The organism is Falsiroseomonas sp. RANM36, from assembly GCF_056682175.1.
In genome coordinates this window covers 1,265,210-1,284,424 of record NZ_JBWXTD010000003.1, presented here as the reverse complement: position 1 = coordinate 1,284,424, position 19,215 = coordinate 1,265,210, and the positions used below count along the sequence as shown (strand labels likewise).

The following is a 19,215-nucleotide window of genomic DNA, read 5'->3' as shown; positions in this document are numbered from 1 at the left end:
GGGGGCCCCCCCCCGCCCCCCCCCCCGGGGCCGCCCCCCCCGCGGGGGCGCGCCCCGCGGGGGCGGCCCCGCGCCGCACGCGTGCCGCGCATGCCGCCCGACCGGATTGCGCCGATCCCGCGCGCGGCGCAGATCGGGTCGGCATGCCGTTCATCCTCGATCCGACCACGCGGCTGATCTTCGTCCTCGGCCTCGGCGCCGGCGCGTCCGCCCTGGCCGGGCGGGCGCTCGATCCGCTTGTGGGCGTGCTGTCCGGGGAGTTCGGCGCGGCGGCGGCGACCGTCGCGCTGCTCTCCACGGCGTTCGCCCTGCCCTATGCGCTGGTGCAGCCGATCCTCGGGCCGGTCGGCGACGCGCTCGGCAAGCGGCGCATCATGCGCGCCTGCCTGGCGGTGCTGACGCTGGCGCTGGCGGCCTCGGCCTTCGCGCCCGATCTCGTGACCCTCGGCGCGCTGCGCGTGGTCGCCGGCATGGCGGCGGGCGGCGTCTTCCCGCTCGCCATCGCCAGCGTCGGGGACAATGTCCCGCTCGACCGGCGGCAGGTCGCGCTGTCGCGGCTGCTGGTCGCGGGTCTGACCGGCTCGATCGCCGGCGGCGCCCTCGCCGCGTTGCTCGAGCCCTTCATCGGCTGGCGCGGCGTGATCCTGCTCTGCGCCGCGGCGAGCCTCTCGGGCTTCCTGGTGCTGCGCGAGACCGCGCCGCCGCCCGCCAGGCGCTTCGACCTGGTGGAGGCGATCACCCGCTATCGCGGCATACTCGGCCTCCGGGCGGCGCGGCAGCTCTACCTGGCGGTGTTCCTGGAAGGGGCGCTGCTGTTCGGCGTGTTCCCCTTCCTGGCGCCGATCTTCGCCGAGCGCGGCCAGGGCGGCACGCGGGAGGCCGGCTTCGCCATCGCCGCCTATGCCTTCGGCGGCTTCGTCTTCGCCGCGATGGCGCCGGCCCTGCTGCGCCGCCTCGGCCAGTCGGGGACGATCCGGCTGGGCGGCGTGGTCTGCGGCGGCGGCCTCGCGGGGCTGGCGCTGGCATCCACGGCCTGGATCGGGGTTTTCGCCTGCCTGGTGCTCGGCACCGGCTTCTACATGATCCACTCGGCCATCCAGACGCGGGTGACGGAGGTCGCGCCGCAGGCGCGCGGCAGCGCCGTGGCGCTGCATGCCTGCAGTTTCTTCCTCGGCCAGTCGCTCGGGCCGGTCCTGATGGGCGCGGGGCGGGCGGTGCTCGGGCCGGTTCCGGCGCTGCTGGCCGTCGCGGCGGGGATGCTGCTGCTGGGGTCCTGGCTGGCCCGCGCGGGCGGGCCAAAGCAGGCCGGAGCCGTTCGTTCCTAAATCGCACCGGTTCGCGATTCGCCCCGCAAAGGGAACGGGGCGTGAATCCGGAGCCGAATCGCGCTGCTGAAAGTTTGTGTTTTCAGCCGCTTGGCCCGAGTCGCGCGAACGAATCGCTGACCCCCCCGCGGCCGTTCTCCCGACACAAGACCTTGGGGCGATTCGGTTTTTCACCCACAAGAACGTTCCGCCGAGTCGCGCCGAGTCGCGGCCCGGGCGAATCGGTCAGAAATCGCTGACCCGGCCCTTCCGCTCCCAGTCGCCGTAGCGGGTGGGTTCCGGGCCCGCCGGGCCGCCCACTTCCTTCAGCCGGATCGGCTCCTCCTTCGGCGGGTCGCCGGCCGGAGGGCGCTTCTCGCCGGGCAGGGGCGGGTCGGTGTCGGGGGCCGGCGGCGGGCCCGGATTGGGCTCCGGCACGGGCCGGCCCGGCTGCGGCCCGGTGGGATCGCCGGGCGGGATGGGGATCTGCGCCACCTTGGGCGCCGGGGCGTCGGCGCCCCCGTTGCTTGTCTTGTCCATGCCCCACATCTAGGTGCTCCATGCGCGGTGTCGCGAGACCAACGCGCATCGGTGGCATTCGGGAGCATCGCCCCATGGCCGGCTATTTCCGCACCGCCCTGCTGCTGGCCGCGATGACCGCGCTGTTCGTCGGCATCGGCTTCGCCATCGGAGGCGAGCAGGGGATGGTCATCGCCTTCGTGATGGCCTGCGGGATGAACCTCTTCGCCTGGTGGAACAGCGACCGCGTGGTGCTGGGGATGCACAACGCCCAGCCGATCGGCCCGCATGACGCTCCGCGCCTGTTCCAGATGACGGCGGAGCTGGCGCAGCGCGCCGGGCTGCCGATGCCGGCGCTCTATGTGATCCACGAGGACCAGCCCAACGCCTTCGCCACCGGCCGCAGCCCGGAGAAGGGCGCGGTCGCGGTCAACACCGGCCTGCTCGACATGATGAGCGAGCGGGAGGTGGCCGGCGTGATCGCGCATGAGCTGGCGCATATCCGCAACCGCGACACGCTGATCATGACCGTGACCGCGACGCTGGCGGGCGCGATCGGCATGCTGGCGCAGTTCGGCTTCCTGTTCGGCGGCCGCAACCAGGACGGACGCTCCAACCCCTTCGGCCCGATCGGCACCATCCTGCTGATCGTGCTGGCGCCGATCGCGGCGATGATCGTGCAGATGGCGGTCAGCCGCACCCGCGAATACGCCGCCGACGCCGCCGCGGCGGAGATCACCGGCGATCCGCGCGGCCTGGCTTCCGCGCTGATGCGGCTCGAGGACTACAAGCACGGGCGGGTGAACGAGGCGGCGGAGGCCAATCCGGCCAGCGCGCACATGTTCATCATCAACCCGCTGTCGGGCATGCGGATGGACGGGCTGTTCTCCACCCATCCGCGCACCGAGAACCGGGTGGCGGCGCTGGAGGAGCTGGCCGGGCGCATGGGCCCGCCGCCCGGACCGGCACGCATCCCGCCCGCCCCGCCGCGCGTTGCCTCCGGGCGGCCGGGCCCCTGGGGCGGGGGCGGTCGCAGGAACCCTTGGGGCTGAACCGGCGCGCCCGCGACGACGCGGCGGCCGAGCGAAAGGAGCAGCCGATGCACAGCGCCGAACGCGCCTGGCGCGACACGCCGAAGCTGGTGCGGTTCCTGATCTGGCACGGCGTGCTGGGCTTCGGCCTGTCGGCGATCTTCGTTGGCGGCTTCCTGCTGGCCGATCCGCATGGCGCCGGCGGCGTGCTGCTCGGCGCGGCCGGTCACTGGTGGCCGGCGCTGGTGCTGTGGTTCTTCGTGGGCCTCACCTTCGGCAGCGTGCAGATCGGGGCGGCGACGATGCTGCTGGCCGAGCGGCCGGACCGGCCGCCGCGCGGCGGCGGCACGGGTGCGACCAGCCTGGTGCGGCTGCCGATCCCGGTGCGCGCGGCGCGGCGCTGAAGGCGCGGCTCAGCGTGGCTTGCGCACCCGCGTGGACCAGATGTGCCAGACATAGGCGCCGATGACGCCGCCCACGACGACATAGGACAGCGGCTCGATCCAGCCCTCGATGCGGTCGTAGTGGTCTTCGAGCAGATAGCCGCCCGTGGTGAGGAACAGGATCCAGATGGCGCTGCCCGCCGCCGTCCAGGTGTAGAAGACAGGACGCCGGATATGCGCGAGGCCCGCCGGGACCGAGATCAGCGTGCGGATCGCCGGCAGCAGGCGGCCGAAGAACAGCGCGACCGGGCCGTATTTGCGCAGCGTCGCCTCGGCGCGGTCGAAATCCCTGTCGTCCACCGCGAACCACCGGCCGTAGCGCGCGAACAGCGGGCGGATGCGCGCCGAGCCGATCGCGCGCGCCAGCTCGTACCAGAAGGCGTTGCCCGCCAGCGTGCCACCGATGCCGGCGAGTACTGCCAGCACGAAGGACATCTGCCCGCGCGCCGCGGCGAAGCCCGCCAGCGGCATGATCACCTCCGACGGGATCGGCGGGAACAGGTTCTCGAGGAACATCAGCAGGAACACGCCCGGCCAGCCGCCGGCCGCGACGATATTCGTCACCCACTCGATCATCCGTCCGCTCCGTAGAGGGTCAGCGCGACGCGCCGCCCGCGCGAGTAGTTGAAGCCCGACACCGTGCCGTGTTCGCGCGGCGACAGGCCCAGCCGTGCCGCTTCCTCGCGGAAGGCGGCCTGCTGGCGATCCGCGACCGCGACGAGGCGCCTCGGCGCGGCGGCGAGGAAGCGTGCCGCCTCCGGCCCGTCGCGCAGCAGCCCGATGCCGCCGCCCATCGCGAATTGCAGCGACGGCTCGTGATAGCCGACCACGCCGAACTGCGTATCCGCCAGGCCGGGCCGCGCTTCCTCGACCAGGGCGGCGAGCCGCGGCGAGATCCAGGGCGCGGTCAGGCGCGGCAGCACGCCTTCCAGCACCACCCAGTTGAGCGGCACGGCCAGCGCCACGGCGAGCAGCCCGGCGCGCGCGGGGTTTCCCGTGCGCAACGCCCGCAGCGTGGCCACGACGAAGGCCGCCGCCACCGGCAGGCCGAGCAGCGCGACGACGGAAACGGCGCCATCGGCCAGCACCGGCAGGATCGCGGCCGCCAGCGCCAGGCCGATCGGCGCGCCGACCAGCGCCAGCAGCGAGAGCCAATGCAGCCAGCGCGGCGGCGCGCGGCGCAGCGGGTCCATCGCCCAGGCGGCGGCGAGCAGCATCAGCGCCGGGAAGGCCGGCAGGGTGTAGTGCGGCAGCTTGGTGGTCACGGCCTCGAACAGCAGCCAGACCGGCACGGCCCAGGCCAGCAGGAAGCGCGTGGCCGGCTGCAGCCGGTCGGCCCAGGCGCCGGGCAGCGCGCGCAGCACCAGGAAGGCCGAGGGGAAGGCGGCGACGCCGAAGATCAGCGTGTAGTAGCCCGGCGGGCCCCAATGGTTCTCGTCGGCGCCGCCCACCTTGCTCAGCATGTCGCCACCAATGGCGTCGGAGAGGAAGCGGCCTTCGGTGGCGATCGTCACCGCGACGAACCAGGGCAGCGCGGCCAGCAGCATCAGGGGCACGCCCCAGGCCGGGCGCAGCGCCCGCAGCCAGGGCGCACGGTTGCGCCAGGCCCGGTCCGCCGCCGCCAGGGTGATGCCGGCGAGCAGCGGCACCGCCGGCCCGATCGGACCCTTCAGCAGCACCGAGGCGCCGAGCACCAGCCAGAATGCCGCCGCCTGCCCCGCCGTGAAGGCGGAGGCGTTCAGATAGGCGCGGCCCATCAGCCCCATCGCCACCGCGACGGTGCCGAGCAGCGCCGCGTCGGTCTTGGCGATATGCGTCTCCATCGCCAGCACCAGGCAGCCGGCCAGCAACGCAGCGCCCAAGAAGGCCGCGCGGCGGCCGACCAGGACGCGGCCGAAATGCCAGGTGGCGAGCACCGCGGCCAGCGCGCCGAACAGCGACGGCAGGCGATAGGCCCAGATGCGGTCGCGGGCGTCCTCGACGCCCAGCGTCTCCAGCGCATGCACGGCGGCGGCCTGTGCCCAGTGGATGCCCGCGGGCTTCTTGTTGCGCTCCACCTCGCCCAGTCGGATGCGGACATAGTCGCCGGTCTGCACCATCTGGCGCGTCGCCTGGGCGAACCGACTTTCGTCGCGGTCGCCGGCGGGGATGGTGAAGAAGCCGGGCAGCCACAGCGCGAGGCACAGCAGGACGAGCCAGAGCCGCGGCCACCGCGTCTCCGGCAGGCGGTCCAGGAATTGCTCCACGCGCTGCATCGCGGCGCCCTAGCACGCCCCCGGACGGGCGGCCATAAACCGGGGAATGAGTTCGATGCCATCGAGCGGCCGGCGGCCTCAGGCGCCGCCGCGACGCCCAGCCCCCGCCGGAGCAGCCGGCGCTCCGGCCCGCCAGGCCGCGCTCGCGCTGCTCGCCGCCGTGCTGGAACGCCGCCGGCCGCTGGAGGAGGCGCTGGATGCACTGCCGGCCGGCCTGGCGCCGCGCGACCGTGCCGCCGCGCATCGCATCGCCGCCGCCGTGCTGCGCCGCGCCGGCAGCCTGGATGCGGTGCTCGAGCCCTTCCTGCGCCGGGAGCCGCCGCCGCCGGTGCGCGCCGCGCTGCGCGCCGGCGCGGCGGAGCTGCTGCTGCTCGGCACGCCGGCCCATGCCGCCGTGGCGGCGACCGTTGCGGTGGTACCGCGGCCCTTCGCCGGGCTGGTCAATGCCGTGCTGCGCAAGGTCGCCACCGAAGGCCCGGCGGCGCTGGAGGGCCTCGACGCCGAGCGGCTGGACACGCCGCCCTGGCTCTGGGCGGCGTGGCACGCGGCCTATGGCCCGGCGGTGCGGGCCATCGCGCGCGCCCACCAGCAGGCGGCGCCGCTCGACCTGACGCTCGCCCCCGGTGCGGCGCTGCCGGAGGGGGCGGCGATGTTGCCGACCGGCACCGCGCGGCTTCCGCCCGGGACGCGCATCACGGACCTGCCCGGCTTCGCCGACGGACTGTTCTGGGCGCAGGACGCCGCCGCCGCCCTGCCCGCCCGGCTGCTCTGCGTGCGGCCGGGCGAGCGCGTGGCCGATCTCTGCGCCGCGCCGGGCGGCAAGACCGCGCAGCTCGCCGCCGCCGGCGCGCGCGTGGTGGCGGTGGAGCGCGATCCGCGCCGCCTCGCCCGGCTCGGCGAGAATCTCGCGCGCCTGAAGCTCGACGCGGAGTTGGTGCAGGCCGACGCCGCGACCTGGTCACCCCCAACGAACGAAAAATTCGATGCGGTGCTGCTCGATGCGCCCTGCACCGCGACCGGCATCATCCGCCGCCATCCCGACATCCCGCATCTGAAGCGCGCGGGCGATGTGGCGCAGATGGCCGCCGCGCAGGCGCGGCTGCTGGCGCATGCGGCCACGCTGCTGCGTCCGGGCGGGCGGCTGGTCTATGCCACCTGTTCGCTGCAGCCCGAGGAAGGCGAGGCGCACCTCGCCTCCGCCCCAGCCCTCGGTCTCGCGCCCGATCCGATCCGCGCGGAGGAGGTGCCGGGCCTGGCCGAGGCCGTCACGCCGCAGGGCACGCTGCGCACGCGGCCGGACATGTGGAGCGACCGCGGCGGGCTGGATGGGTTCTTCGCCGCGCGGTTCCTGCGCCGGTAGAAGCGCCGGGCTACACCCGCCGCACGTTCCAGAAATAGGGCGCCGTGCCCTGCAGCACGCCATCGAGCGTGCGGCGATGGGCGGTGCGGATGAAGAAGCGGCCGAGCGGGATCGTCGCGACCTCGCTGTTGGCGACGCGCCCGATCTCGCCGGCGATCCGCTGGCGCGCCTCGGCATCGGGCGCGTCCAGCCACTGTTCGGTCAGCCGCTCCACCTCGGCGCTGCCATACCAGCCGAACCAGCCTTGCGGTCCCTGGCCGCGGGTCAGCGGATTGACCGCCGGATTGATGAAGTTCCCGGCCTGCCCGAAGGAATGGAACACGCTCCAACCGCCGCGCTCGGCCGGCTCGCGGTTGGCGCGGCGCTGCACGACCGTGCCCCAGTCGGTGCTGACCAGCTCCACGTTCAGCCCGATGCGGCGCAGCATATCGGCGGTGATCTCGCCCATCGGGCGGATGATCGCGAAGTCGGTCGGGTTGATCACCACCGCCCGTGCCCCGGCAAGGCCCGCTTCCGCGATCTCGGCGCGGGCGCGGTCTAGGTTGCGCGCGCCCTGCAGCCGCTCGGCGCCCGCGTCGGTCGCATAGTCCGTGCCGCAGGGGAACAGCGAGAAGCAGGTCTCCCACAGGCTGCGGTCGGGGCCGTTGATCGCCTGCATGTAGTCTTCCTGGTTCAGCGCCGCCTGCACGGCGCGACGCGCCCGCACATCGTTGAACGGCGGATGCAGGTGGTTGAAGCGCAGGAAGCCGAGATAGCCCGTCGGGTCGGCGACCATCGTCGCGATCGCGCGGTTGCGCGCGAGCGTGGGCAGCAGGTCGGCCAGCGGCTGCTCCCACCAATCCACCTCGCCCGCCTGCAGCGCCGCGCCGGCGGTCGCGGCATCGGGGATGATGTGCCACTCGATGCGCTCGAAATGCGCGACCTTGCCGCCGGAGCCCCATTCCGGCGCTTCCTGCCGCGGCACGTAGCCGTCGAACTTCGCATAGACCGCGCGGCTGCCGGAGACGAACTCGTCGCGCAGGAAGCGGAAGGGGCCGCTGCCCACCACCTCCGTGATCTGCGTGTTCGGGTCGGTGCGCGCGATGCGCTCCGGCATCATGAAGGGCACCTGCGCGAAGCTTTTCGCCAGCGCGTCGAGCATCGCCGGGAAGGGCCGCGTCAGGCGGATCTCCACGGTGCGGTCGTCGGCGGCGCCCCAGCGCTCGACGCGGGCGTTGAGGATCTGGCCGAAGGCGTCGCGACGGGCCCAGCGCGACAGGCTCGCGGCGCAGTCCTGCGCGCGCACCGGCTCGTTGTCGTGGAAGCGCAGCCCCTCGCGCAGGCGGATGCGCCAAGTCAGGCCATCGGCCGACACCTCGTGCCCCGCCGCCATCTGCGGCCGCGGCCGGAAGCGGGAGTCCACGGCGTAGAGCGTGTCGTACACCGCGAAGCCGTGGTTGTTGGTGACGGTCGCCGTGGTCCAGATCGGATCGAGCGAGGTGAGGTTGGCCTGCGGCACGAAGCGCAGCACGCGCGGATCGGCGCCGCGCGGGGCGCGGCTGCGGCCGGGAGCGGCCAGGAAGGGTGCGGCGGTCGCGGCCGCGAGCAACGCGCGGCGATGCATCCTGGGCATCCGTGTCATCCTCCCCTCGCAGTCGGAGACGCGCCCGCTTTCGCCGGATTTCGTCCCGTACGGGACCATAGCGACAAATGGTTCCAGTTGGAACGGAATTCGCGCACCCTCCCGTGTCGGAACACCAAGGGGTTCGGCGGATGGACGCAAGCAGGTCGGCGGCGGCGCTCGGCATCCTCGACCGCAATGCGATCCGGCTGGCCTATCGCCTGTCCTGGCTGGCGAACTTCTTCTCCGGGCCGATCTACCGTCGGATGGAAGCGCAGCACGGGCTGACGCGGCCGGAGGTCGTCGTGCTGTTCTGCCTGGCCCATGCGCCGGGCCTGGCGGCGTCCGACATCTGCGCGGCGACCGGGCGGCCCAAGAACAGCATCAGCCGCGCGGTCGGGCGCCTGCTGCGCGCCGGGCGGATCACCGGCCGCGCCGATCCGCAGGACCGGCGCGCCACGATCCTGCGGCTGACCGCCGCCGGCCGCGCACTGCACGACGCGCTGCTGCCCGAGTTCCGCCTGCGGGAGGCACGGATGCTGGCGCCGCTCAGCGCCGCGGAGCGCGCCGAGCTCGACCGGCTGCTCGGCAAGCTGGTGCATCGCGACGACGACTGGGCCGAGGTCTTCTGACCCTCCGGGCGCGCATGTTCCTCAACGAACCGCATTCCCCGGGAACAGCACCACGCGCAGCGTCTGCATCAGGATCAGCAGGTCGAACAGCACGCCGAAATTCTTCACGTAGTAGAGGTCGTAGCTGAGCTTGGAGCGCGCATCGTCCAGCGACGCGCCATAGGGATAGTTCACCTGCGCCCAGCCGGTCAGCCCCGCGCGCATGCGGTGGCGCTCGTGATAGAGCGGCAGCTTCTCCGCCAGTTCCGCAGTGAATTCCGGCCGCTCCGGCCGCGGGCCGACGATGGACATGTCGCCGCGCAGCACGTTGAAGAGCTGCGGCAGCTCATCGAGCCGCGTGCGACGCAGGAAGTTCCCCACCCGCGTGATGCGCGGGTCGCGCTCGGCGGCCCAGGTGGCGCCGAAGCGCTCGGCGTCCACGCGCATGGTGCGCAGCTTCATGATGCGGAAGATCCTGCCGTCGCGCGTGACGCGCGCCTGGCGATACAGCACGGGCCCGCCATCCTGCAGCTTCACCGCCGCGGCCGCGGCGATCAGGAAGGGCGAGGACAGCGCCAGCAGAACCAGGCTGGCCGCGATGTCCAGCGCGCGCTTCAGCGCATGGTCCAGCAGGCTGGCGCCGAATCCCTCGGCATAGACGAGGAAGCCGAGTTCCAGCCGCTTGATGTCGATGCGCCCGATCTCGCGCTCCAGCGAGCGGAGATACTCGCTGACCGGGAAGCCCGCGGTGCGGCAGGCCAGCAGTGCCTGCATCGGCAGGCCGCGCCGGTCATCCGCGGCGACGACGATCTGATCGGCGCCGAAGGCGCGCGCGGCATCGAGGAAGGCGGTGCCGGCGGGGAAGATGCGCAGCGCGGAATCCTCGGCGAGCCGCGGGTCGAATGCGCCCATCTCCGGCTCGTGCACCAAAGCGATGTCGAAGGCGAGCGTCCGCGCCTCCCGCCGCAGCAGCCAGACCAGGTCGAAGGCGCGCTGCCCGGCGCCGACGATCAGCAGCCGGCGGCGGAACAGGCCGAGCCGCCGCAGCGCCGCCAGCCCGAGCCGCGCCAGGCAGCCCGCCGCCCCGAGGCCGATGGTCGCCGCGGCGAACAGCCCGATCCCGCCGCTGCCCGGCGCCAGCAGCGCGAGCCCCGCCGCGCTGCCGAGCGCGGCCAGCACCGCGGCCACCGGCACGCGACCCAGCGCCTGGCGCGGCAGGTTCAGCGCATCGCGGCGATACAGGCCGAGGCTGTAGAGGCCGAGCAGATAGGCCAGCGGATGCAGCAGCAGCGCCAGCGCGCCCGGCCATGCGTGCAGGCTGGGCGGATCGGGCAGCAGCGCGACCGCCGCCGGCCAGGCCAGGGCGACGAGCGCGGCATCGAGCAGGAACAGGGCGCGCGCCGCCCCGAGCGCGGGCGCAGAGACCATCCTCGCCATGCGCGCAGCCTATGCGCGCGCGGTTGACGAAGGATGAGCGTGGAGCGGGCTATCGCTCGCAGCGCAGCAGCAGCGTGCTGCGATGCGCGATGTCGCCCACATCGGCTGCGCTGCGGTCGGCGCCGCGGCTTTCGGCGGTGCGGAAGGCCACGCCGGCGCGGCGCAGGAAGCCCTGGGCCGCCTCGCCCTTCACCGCGAAGTTCACGTTGTCCACGTTCTGCACCCGCCGGCTGTCGAGCTTCGCCACCACCACGCCGACGAGGTTGCCCTGCATGTCGAGCAGCGGGCCGCCGGAATTGCCGGGCTGCACCTCCGCGCTGATCTGGAAGTTGTTCGGGTCGTTGCGGATGCCGGCGAGCGCGTTGATCTCGCCGCGCGTCAGCTTCGGATCGGCCGAGAGCAGCCCGGCGAGCGGGAAGCCATAGGCCACCACGCTCTCGCCCCGCCGCACGGCAGGGGCGGTGCGGAAGGCGAGCGCCGGCCCCGGATTGCCCGGGATGCGCAGCGTCGCGAGATCGAGCGCGGCATCCACCCGCGCCGGCGGCACCGCGGCCAGCCAGCGGCCATCGGGGGTGCGCGCCAGGATGCGGTCGCAACCGTCCACCACGTGCTGGTTGGTCATCACGAGATCCGGCGCGACGACGAAGCCCGTGCCGGATGAGACGCTGCGGGCATTCGGGTTCGGCCGCGCCTGCGCCACCGCCGGCGCGGGCGCCGCGGCGGCTGCCAGCTCGACCCGCGGCGTGGCGCAGATGTCCTGGTCCCGCGCGATGCTCTCCCGCCCATCGGACAGCACCAGCCGCACATCGAAGCGGCAGCCGGCATCGGGATTGACCCGCAGGTTGAAGCCGGAGCCGCTCGGCAGCGGACCGCGGTTCAGCAGGTTCGAACCCCAGTCCGGCCGGCCGCTGCGCACCGCGTGCAGCGCCGTCGCCTCGACGCCGGTGCGGTTCACGATGCGCACCGGCTCGGGGCCCGGCGTCTGCGCGGCGGCGGGCCAGGCCAGGATCAGGGCGAGGAGCAGGATGCGGGCAGGCATGCGCGCCATGTCGCCGCGCCCCGCGGCGCCGTCAACGCCCACCCTCCCCTTCGCGGAACCTGCGCCAGATCAAGGCCGCCAGCGGCAAAAATATGCAGGGTTGCGCAAGACGCAGGGATCGGCCCTTGACCCTCCCATGGTGGGAGACCCGATCTGAGGCGCATGGAAACGCAAGACCCCGCGATGCCCGAGGCACCGCTGACCATCGTCCCGCATCTCTCCCTGCCGGTGGAGGGCATGACCTGCGCCTCCTGCGCCGGACGGGTGGAACGTGCGCTGCGCCGCGTGCCCGGCGTGACCGAAGCCCAGGTGAACCTCGCCTCGGAGCGGGCGGACATCGCCGGCACCGCCACGCCGGCCGAGCTCGCCGCCGCCATCCGCGCCGCCGGCTACGGCGTGCCGGAGATCGAGCGGAGCATCGGCATCGAGGGCATGACCTGCGCCTCCTGCGCCGGGCGGGTGGAACGCGCGCTGGCGCGGGTGCCGGGCGTGCTCTCGGTCAGCGTGAACCTGGCCACGGAACGCGCCACGCTGCGCACCCTCGCCGGCGTGGAGGATGCGGCGCTGGCCGCCGCCCTGGCCAGGGCGGGCTATCGGCTCGGCGCCATCGCCGACGATGCCGAGGCCGAGGAGCAGGCGGCGGCGGCGAAGCTGGCCCACCAGGGTCGCGAGGTGCTGGCCGCGGCCGCGATCGCCGCGCCCTTCCTCGCGGGCATGGTCGGCATGGCCTTCGGGCAGGACTGGATGCCGGGCGCCTGGGTGCAGCTCGGGCTCGCCACGGCGATGTTCGCCTGGTTCGGTCCGCGCTTCTGGCGGGCCGCCTGGGGCGCGCTGCGCGACCGCACCGGCAACATGGACCTGCTGGTCTCGCTCGGCACCGGCGCGGCCTTCCTGCTCTCGCTCTGGACCATGTGGCGGCACGGCACGCAGCACGCCCATGCCTTCTATTTCGAGGCCGCCGTGGTGGTGCTGTTCTTCGTGCTGCTCGGCAAGTGGCTGGAGGCGCGCGCCAAGCGCGGCACCGGGGCGGCGATCCGCGCCCTGCTGGCGATGCGCCCGCGCAACGCCCGCCTGCTGGACGCCGACGGGACGGAGCGCGAGGTGCCCGCCGCCGCGGTCGTGGTCGGCGACCGCGTTGTGGTCCGCCCCGGCGAGCGCGTGCCGGTGGACGGCGAGGTCGAGGCCGGCGAGGCCGGGGTGGACGAGAGCGCGCTGACCGGCGAATCGCGCCCGGTCGAGAAGGCGCCGGGCGCGCGGCTCGCCACCGGCACGGTGGTGCTGGACGGGCGGCTGGTGCTGCGCACGACCGCGGTGGGCAACGAGACGACGCTGGCGCGTGTCGCCGCAATGGTCGCCGCCGCGCAGGCCTCCCGCGCGCCGGTGCAGAAGCTGGTGGACCGCGTGAGCGCGGTCTTCGTGCCGGTGGTCATCGGCATCGCGCTGGCGACGCTCGGCGGCTGGCTGGCCGCAGGCGCCGGCTTCGAGGAAGCGGTGCTGCATGCGGTCGCCGTGCTGGTGATCGCCTGCCCCTGCGCGCTCGGCCTGGCGACGCCGGCGGCGATCATGGCCGGCACCGGCGCCGCGGCGCGCGCGGGCATCCTGGTGCGCGACGCCGAGGCGATCGAGCGGGCGCGGTCGGTGGATCTCGTCGCCTTCGACAAGACCGGCACGCTGACCGAGGGCCGGCCCCGTCTGGCGGCGCTGCACCCCGCCCCCGGCACCACGCGGGAGGATGCGCTGGCGCTGGCCGCGGCGCTGCAGTCCGGCAGCGAGCACCCGCTGGCCCGCGCGGTGCTGGAGGCACAGGGCGAGGCGCCGAAGCCGACGTCCGAGAATTTCCGCGCGCTGCCCGGCCGCGGCGTGGAGGGCGTGGTCGGCGCCCGCCGCCTCGCGCTCGGCAGCCCGCGCCTGCTGGCCGAATCCGGCGCCGATGCGGGCACGCTGGCGGCGTCCGCGGCGCAGGAGGCGTCGCAGGGCCGCAGCCTCGCCTGGCTGATCGATCCGGGCACGCATGCGGTGCTGGCGCTGCTCGCCTTCGAGGACGCGCCGAAGCCCGGCGCGGCCGGCGCGGTGGCGGCGCTGCGGGGCATGGGGGTGGAGGTGGCGATGCTCTCGGGCGACGTCGCGCCCGCCGCGCAGGCCGCGGCCGCCCGGCTCGGCATCGCCCGCGTCGCGGCGGAGGTGCTGCCGGACGGCAAGGCGGCGCAGGTCGCCGCGTGGCGCCAGGGCGGCGCGCGGGTGGCGATGGTGGGTGACGGGATCAACGACGCGCCGGCGCTGGCCGCGGCCGATCTCGGCATCGCCATGGGCACCGGCACGGACGTGGCCATCGCGGCTGCGGGAATCACGCTGATGCGCGGCGACCCGGCCCTGGTGCCGGCGGCGCTCGACATCACGCGCAGGACCTACGGGAAGGTGAAAGGAAACCTGGGATGGGCATTCGCATACAACCTGCTGGGCCTGCCTCTGGCGGCGCTGGGCCTGCTCTCCCCGGCGGTGGCGGGCGCGGCGATGGCGATGTCGTCGGTGTCCGTGGTGGCGAATGCTCTCCTGCTCGCGCGCTGGCGGCCACGGCCGATGCCGGGGGGCCGGGGCTGACCCGCATGCGCAGCGGCCGCGGCATGACGATCGGCCAGGCGGCGGCGCGCTCCGGCGTCTCCGCCAAGATGATCCGCCACTACGAGTCCATCGGGCTGATCGAGGCGGAGCGCCGCGCCAACGGCTATCGCAGCTATGGACCGCAGGACGTCGCCGTGCTGCGCTTCATCCGACATGCCCGCGACCTGGCCTTCCCGCTCGAGGACATCCGCAAGCTGCTCGCGCTGTGGCGCGACCGCTCCCGCGCGAGCGGCGAGGTGAAGAGCCTGGCGCTGGCGCATGTCGAGGCGCTGGAGGCCAAGGCCGCCGCGCTGAACGCCGTGGCGACCAGCCTGCGGCACCTGGCACAGCATTGCTCGGGTGATGACCGGCCGGATTGCCCGATCCTCGAGGAACTGCAAGGCAGGACGGCATGACGGTGGAGTTGAAGGTCGCGGGCATGACCTGCGGCCATTGCGTCAAGGCGGTGACCGAGGCGATCCGCGCCAAGGATCCCGGCGCACGCGTCGAGGTGAGCCTCGCGGACGGCATGGTGCGCGCCGAGACCGCGCTGCCGCGTGCCGCCGTCGCCGCCGCGGTCGAGGAGGAAGGCTACAAGGTCGCCGCCTGAGGTCGCGGCGTCGCCGCCACCTCTCCGGCGACCGCCACCGCGACGGGCGCGCCTTCGAGCAGGTCGAACAGGCGCAGGCCGCCCGGCGGAAGGATCGTCTCCGGCATGCCCGGGCGCAGGATCCGCCAGCTTCGTCGGCGGAGCGCATCCGGCAGCACCAGGCCGGTGGCCCGCCGGCCGCCGCCCACCGCGGGCGCCAGCCCGCCCGGCACCAGCCGGCCCCAGGGATGCAGCAGGCCGGCGACCAGCACCGCCGCCTCGCCCGAGACCCGCGCCGCCGCGATCACATGGTTGCGCAGCGCGCCCTGGCACGACACGGGCAGCCAGGCGCCCTCGTGGAACAGCCCCGCATGGGCGCGGCGCAGGCCAAGCAGCGCCGCGGTCCAGGACTGCTTGATGCGGCCGTCGCGCCAGTCCGTCACCGTACCCTCGGCCAGCGCGGCGCGGCGCGTCGCGTAGTCCACCGGGCGGCGGTTGTCGGGATCGACCAGCGACAGGTCCCAGAACTCGGTGCCCTGGTAGATGTCCGGCACGCCGGGGGCGAGGCATTTCAGCGCCACCTGCACGAGTCCCTTCGCGGCGCCGGCGGCGGCGATCGCCGCGGCCTGCTCGGCCACCTCGCGCGCGAAGCCGGCCGGGCGGGCGGGATCGAAGGCGCCGCGCAGGAAGGCGGCGCAGGCCTCCTCATAGGCCGCGTTGGGCATCGCCCAGTCGCTGTAGCGCTTGCCCTCGCGCAGCGCCTTCTGCAGCCAGCCCTGCACGCGGTCCAGGAAGGCGGCGACACCGTCGGCATCGGCGGGATCGAGGCCGATCGGCCAGGCGCCGACAAGCGTCTGATACAGCTGAAGCTCGTCGGCCGAGTCGGGCGCTTCCGTCTCGTCCAGCAGCGCGCGCAGCGGCGCGTTCAGGCGGCGCCAGCGCTCGATGGTCGCGCCCCAGGCCTCCGCCTGCTCGCTCAGCACGGCCAGCCGCGCGCGCACATCCTCGCCCCGCTTGTGGTCATGCGTCGCGGTGGCGGAGAGCGCGAGCGGGTCGCGGCGGCGCCCGCGCATGACGCGGTGGAAGGTGGTCGGCGCGATCGAAAGCTGCGAGGGATCGGAGCCGACCTCGTTGCGCGAGATCAGCCGCACATAGCGGTAGAAGGCCGTGTCCTCGACGGATTTCGCGGCGACCGGCCCGGTGAGCTGCTGGAAGCGCCGCACCGCCTGCAGCACGTCCTGCCGTTCCTCGCCCCGCGGCGCACGCCGCAGCGCCTCGCCGGAGACGATCGGGCGGATCAGGCCCAGCAGGTCGCGCTGCGTCACGCGCAGATGGCGCGCCGCGCGGCTGAAGGCCCAGTCGAGCACATAGGCATCCGCCTGCCGCCCGCCGGACAGCGCGGCATAGGTACGATAGACCGGGAACTCCGCGACCACGGCGCGCAGCACGCGGCGCACGGCGGTGAGAGTGTGGTCGCGCATCCGCAGGTCGCGCTGCAGCACGCGATGCACCCGCAGCGCGACGCCGGCGAGTTCCGCCGCCAGGTAGTCGGCCAGGATCTGTTGCCGCGCGGCGCGCTCCACCGCGTGGAAATCGGTCGCCTGCGGCGCCGTCGCCGCCCAGGCCGCATCCAGCGCCGCCTCTCCCGCCGGGTCGTGCAGCAGCGCGCCGATGCGGTCCATCACCTCGTAGCCGGTGGTGCCGTCCGTCATCCATTCGGCGGGCAGGTGCTCGTGCTTCGCGAGGATCTTCTCGACAACGATCCAGGGCTCGCGCGAGAGGCCCGCCGGCCGCTCCGCCGCGCGCGCCTCCATGCGGCGGCGCAGCTTGCGGCAATAGGCGCGCGGATCGGCGAGCCCGTCCACGTGGTCGATGCGCAGCCCGTCCACCAGCCCCCTCGCCCAGAGATCGAGCACGAGGCCATGCGCCGCCTCGAAGGCGCCGGGCACCTCCACGCGGAAGCCGGCGAGGCCGTTGATGTCGAAGAAGCGGCGATAGTTGATCTCGTCCGCGGCCGCGCGCCACCAGGACAGCCGGTAGTGCTGCCGCTCCAGCAGCGCATGCAGCGCCGCGCCGCCGTCGCGCGCGGCGTCGAAGCGGGCCAGCGCGGCCGCAACCGTCGCCTGCGCCACCGGATCGGCCAGCGCATCCGCCAGCGCCCGCTTCGCCGCGGCAGCGCGCTCGCGCTGCTGCCGGCGCGGCGCGCGACGCAGGCCGCGCCAGGCGGCGATCGCGGCATCCAGCGCGGCGCTGCCGGTCGGCGTCTGCGGCAGGACCGCGGCGTAGTCGCGCGGCGCCAGCGGGAAGCGATGGTCGAAATACCAGGCGGAGATCGTGCCCTCCGCGGCCTCCGCGCGCAGCGCGATCTCGCCCGCCTCCAGCGCCTCGCCATAGGGAACGCCGAGGAAGGGCGCCAGCACGCGGCCCTTCAGCCGCACATCCGCCGGATCCCAGTCGATGTCGAACCAGGTCGCATGCGGGCTGGCGGGCCCCCATTCCAGCACGTCGAGCCACAGCGCGTTGTCGGCGCCGCCGACGCCCATGTGGTTCGGCACGATGTCGAGCAGCAGGCCCATCCCATGCGCGCGCAGCGTCGCGACCAGCGCATCGAGCGCCGCCTGTCCGCCGAGCGCCGGGTTGATGCTGCCGAAATCGGTGATGTCGTAGCCATGCGTCGAGCCCGGCCGGGCGGTCAGCAGCGGCGAGGCATAGAGATGCGACACGCCGAGCGCATGCAGATACGGCACGATCGCGCGCGCATCGTGCAGGGTGAAGCCGTCATGGAACTGCAGCCGGTAGGTGGCCGTGGGCGTCATCCGCCATGCCCGCGTCGCGCCGCGTCCAGCGCGCCGAGGATGCCGGCGGCGGGTTCCTCCGCCAGCAGCGCCTCGGCGGGAGCGGTCAGGCGGCGGCGCCAGTTGGGATGCGCATCCGTGGTGCCCGGCAGGTTCACCTGCGGTTCCGACAGGATCGCATCCTCCATCGGCAGCATGGCGAGCGCGGCGGGCGTGCTGCCGAGGAAGCGCGCGACGGCGCGACCGAGCCGCGGCCCGGCCTCGGCCGGCGGCTCGCCCTCGGCGCCGCCCTGTTCGCGCAGGCGGTGCCACAGCGCGACGCGTTCCTGCGCCCGCGCCGCGTCCTCGGCCGCCGCGTCGCGCCCTTCCGGCAGCAGGCCGAGCCCGTCGCGGAGCCCGATATCGGCGCCGCGCCACCAGCCGGCCAGCGTCGGCATGTCGTGCGTGGTGCTGGTGGCGATGGCATGCGCGTCGTAGCGCCAGGCGGGCGCGAAGCCGCCATCGTGCTCGCGCTCGAAGAACAGCACGCGCAGGCCGAACAGGCCGGTCTCGCCGAGCAGGTCGCGGAAGCCGTCGGGCAGCGTGCCGAGATCCTCGCCCACCACCACGGCGCGGCGATGATGCGACTGCGCCGCCAGCAGGCGCATCAGGTCGCCGGCCGGGAAGCGCAGATAGGCGCCCTCCGTCGCCCTCGCGCCGTCCGGCACGCACCAGATCCGCGCCAACCCCATCACATGGTCGATGCGCACGCCGCCCGCATGCTCCATCGCCGCCGCGAGATCGTCGAGGAAGGGCGCGTAGCCCTGCGCGGCGAGCCGGGTCGGGGCGAAGGTGGTGAGGCCCCAGTTCTGGCCATGCACGTTGAGCTGGTCGGGCGGCGCGCCGATCGAGACGCCTTCGAGCAGCGCCGCGGTGCGCGACCAGGCGCGGCTGCCGCCGGCATGCGTCCCGACCGCGAGGTCGGCGATCAGCCCGATGCCCATCCCCGCCTCCCGCGCCGCGCGCTGCGCCGCGCCGAGCTGCCGCGCGGCGAGCCATTGCAGGAAGGCGTGGAAGGCGACCGCATCGGCATGGGCGGCGGCGAAGGCCGCGACCGCGTGGCTGCGCGGGTCGCGCATCGGCGCTGTCCAGCCCCGCCAGTCCCAGGCCTGCGGATCGGCGCGCAGATGATGCGCGTGCAGCGCCTCGAACCGCGCATGGTCCTCCAGCGCCTCCTCGCCCGCCTGCCGGAACCGCAGGAAATCGGCGCCGAGCGCGGTCGGCGGATCCAGATGCGCGGCGGCGAAGCGCGCATGCAGCGCGCGCAGCAGCGCGAGGCGCAGCGGCAGCGCGGCGGCATAGTCCACCAGCCGCTCCGCCTCGGCCGCCGCCAGCGCGTCCGCGATGCCGAGCGAGGCGGCGAGCGCATGCAGCGCCGCGACCTCCGGCAGGCCGCCGGGATCGGCGAGCCAACCGTTCAGCCGCGTGCGGCTGGAGGGCGAATAGGGGCTGTAGTGGCCCGGATCGCCGGCGAAGAGCGCATGCACGGGGCTGAGCGCGAGCGCATCGGCGCGGCGGCCCCCCCCCCCCCCCCCCCCCCCCGGCCCCCCCGCCCCCCGCGCCCCGCCCGCCCCCCCCCCCCCCCCCCCCCCCCG

General features: G+C 74.4%; 16 protein-coding genes (1 of these 16 running past the window's edge). 8 read left to right on the top strand and 8 right to left on the bottom strand.

The features are described 5' to 3' along the window. Window positions 1-143: 143 nt before the first annotated feature. Window positions 144-1,325: an MFS transporter gene (locus tag AC1MIR_RS11005; protein WP_480028199.1), complete on the top strand. Its 1,182-nt coding sequence runs from the start codon at window positions 144-146 to the stop codon at window positions 1,323-1,325. Window positions 1,326-1,550: 225 nt separating this feature from the next. Here the strand turns inward: AC1MIR_RS11005 and AC1MIR_RS11000 are convergent, their stop codons facing one another. Next, a complete protein-coding gene (locus AC1MIR_RS11000) occupies window positions 1,551-1,844 on the bottom strand; it encodes a succinate dehydrogenase assembly factor 4 (RefSeq protein WP_480028198.1) in 294 nt (97 codons plus the stop codon). A 74-nt stretch (window positions 1,845-1,918) separates the two neighbouring features. Here AC1MIR_RS11000 and htpX point away from each other — a divergent pair, with 74 nt between their 5' ends. Both htpX and AC1MIR_RS10990 read left to right on the top strand, forming a co-directional pair. Continuing rightward, window positions 1,919-2,875, top strand: a complete 957-nt coding sequence (htpX, locus tag AC1MIR_RS10995; RefSeq protein WP_480028197.1) for a zinc metalloprotease HtpX — start codon at window positions 1,919-1,921, stop codon at window positions 2,873-2,875. A 47-nt stretch (window positions 2,876-2,922) separates the two neighbouring features. Continuing rightward, window positions 2,923-3,258, top strand: a complete 336-nt coding sequence (locus AC1MIR_RS10990; protein ID WP_480028196.1) for a hypothetical protein — start codon at window positions 2,923-2,925, stop codon at window positions 3,256-3,258. A gap of 9 nt (window positions 3,259-3,267) precedes the next feature. Here AC1MIR_RS10990 and AC1MIR_RS10985 read toward each other — a convergent pair whose 3' ends face one another. Beyond that, window positions 3,268-3,873, bottom strand: coding sequence for a DedA family protein (locus AC1MIR_RS10985; RefSeq protein ID WP_480028195.1), 606 nt, complete (start codon window positions 3,871-3,873; stop codon window positions 3,268-3,270). Then, entirely contained in the window at window positions 3,870-5,552 is a 1,683-nt protein-coding gene (locus AC1MIR_RS10980) for an ArnT family glycosyltransferase (RefSeq protein WP_480028194.1), read from the bottom strand. The genes AC1MIR_RS10985 and AC1MIR_RS10980 overlap by 4 nt, the downstream gene beginning before the upstream one ends. Window positions 5,553-5,607: 55 nt before the next feature. On the opposite strand from AC1MIR_RS10980, the gene AC1MIR_RS10975 reads away from it, so the two are divergent. After that, window positions 5,608-6,912, top strand: a complete 1,305-nt coding sequence (locus AC1MIR_RS10975; RefSeq protein ID WP_480028193.1) for an RsmB/NOP family class I SAM-dependent RNA methyltransferase — start codon at window positions 5,608-5,610, stop codon at window positions 6,910-6,912. A gap of 10 nt (window positions 6,913-6,922) precedes the next feature. Here the strand turns inward: AC1MIR_RS10975 and AC1MIR_RS10970 are convergent, their stop codons facing one another. After that, window positions 6,923-8,515: an ABC transporter substrate-binding protein gene (locus AC1MIR_RS10970; RefSeq protein WP_480028745.1), complete on the bottom strand. Its 1,593-nt coding sequence runs from the start codon at window positions 8,513-8,515 to the stop codon at window positions 6,923-6,925. 149 nt (window positions 8,516-8,664) lie between these two features. Here AC1MIR_RS10970 and AC1MIR_RS10965 point away from each other — a divergent pair, with 149 nt between their 5' ends. Beyond that, the gene (locus AC1MIR_RS10965; RefSeq protein ID WP_480028192.1) at window positions 8,665-9,144 is read left to right on the top strand and encodes a MarR family winged helix-turn-helix transcriptional regulator; all 480 of its coding nucleotides are present in this window, start codon (window positions 8,665-8,667) and stop codon (window positions 9,142-9,144) included. Between the two features lie 21 nt (window positions 9,145-9,165). Here the strand turns inward: AC1MIR_RS10965 and AC1MIR_RS10960 are convergent, their stop codons facing one another. Further along, complete coding sequence (locus tag AC1MIR_RS10960) at window positions 9,166-10,560, bottom strand: TIGR03013 family XrtA/PEP-CTERM system glycosyltransferase (RefSeq protein WP_480028191.1); 1,395 nt, start codon at window positions 10,558-10,560, stop codon at window positions 9,166-9,168. Between the two features lie 49 nt (window positions 10,561-10,609). Further along, window positions 10,610-11,608: a S1C family serine protease gene (locus AC1MIR_RS10955; protein ID WP_480028190.1), complete on the bottom strand. Its 999-nt coding sequence runs from the start codon at window positions 11,606-11,608 to the stop codon at window positions 10,610-10,612. A 174-nt stretch (window positions 11,609-11,782) separates the two neighbouring features. Here AC1MIR_RS10955 and AC1MIR_RS10950 point away from each other — a divergent pair, with 174 nt between their 5' ends. The 3 genes from AC1MIR_RS10950 to AC1MIR_RS10940 are packed head-to-tail and all read left to right on the top strand — an operon-like array spanning window position 11,783 to window position 14,807. Then, the gene (locus AC1MIR_RS10950; RefSeq protein ID WP_480028189.1) at window positions 11,783-14,197 is read left to right on the top strand and encodes a heavy metal translocating P-type ATPase; all 2,415 of its coding nucleotides are present in this window, start codon (window positions 11,783-11,785) and stop codon (window positions 14,195-14,197) included. Window positions 14,198-14,202: 5 nt separating this feature from the next. Next, window positions 14,203-14,613, top strand: coding sequence for a MerR family transcriptional regulator (locus tag AC1MIR_RS10945; RefSeq protein WP_480028188.1), 411 nt, complete (start codon window positions 14,203-14,205; stop codon window positions 14,611-14,613). Further along, the gene (locus AC1MIR_RS10940; protein WP_480028187.1) at window positions 14,610-14,807 is read left to right on the top strand and encodes a heavy-metal-associated domain-containing protein; all 198 of its coding nucleotides are present in this window, start codon (window positions 14,610-14,612) and stop codon (window positions 14,805-14,807) included. Before AC1MIR_RS10945 ends, AC1MIR_RS10940 begins: the two co-directional genes overlap by 4 nt. Here AC1MIR_RS10940 and treY read toward each other — a convergent pair. Continuing rightward, a complete protein-coding gene (gene treY, locus AC1MIR_RS10935; RefSeq protein ID WP_480028186.1) occupies window positions 14,789-17,602 on the bottom strand; it encodes a malto-oligosyltrehalose synthase in 2,814 nt (937 codons plus the stop codon). The two genes, AC1MIR_RS10940 and treY, sit on opposite strands and share 19 nt — an antisense overlap. Further along, on the bottom strand, window positions 17,599-19,215 hold the 3' portion of the coding sequence (malQ, locus tag AC1MIR_RS10930; protein ID WP_480028744.1) for a 4-alpha-glucanotransferase. The gene runs 231 nt beyond the window's last position; only the last 1,617 of its 1,848 coding nucleotides appear in the window; its start codon lies beyond the right edge, outside the window — the gene reads right to left on this strand; its stop codon occupies window positions 17,599-17,601. The genes treY and malQ overlap by 4 nt, the downstream gene beginning before the upstream one ends.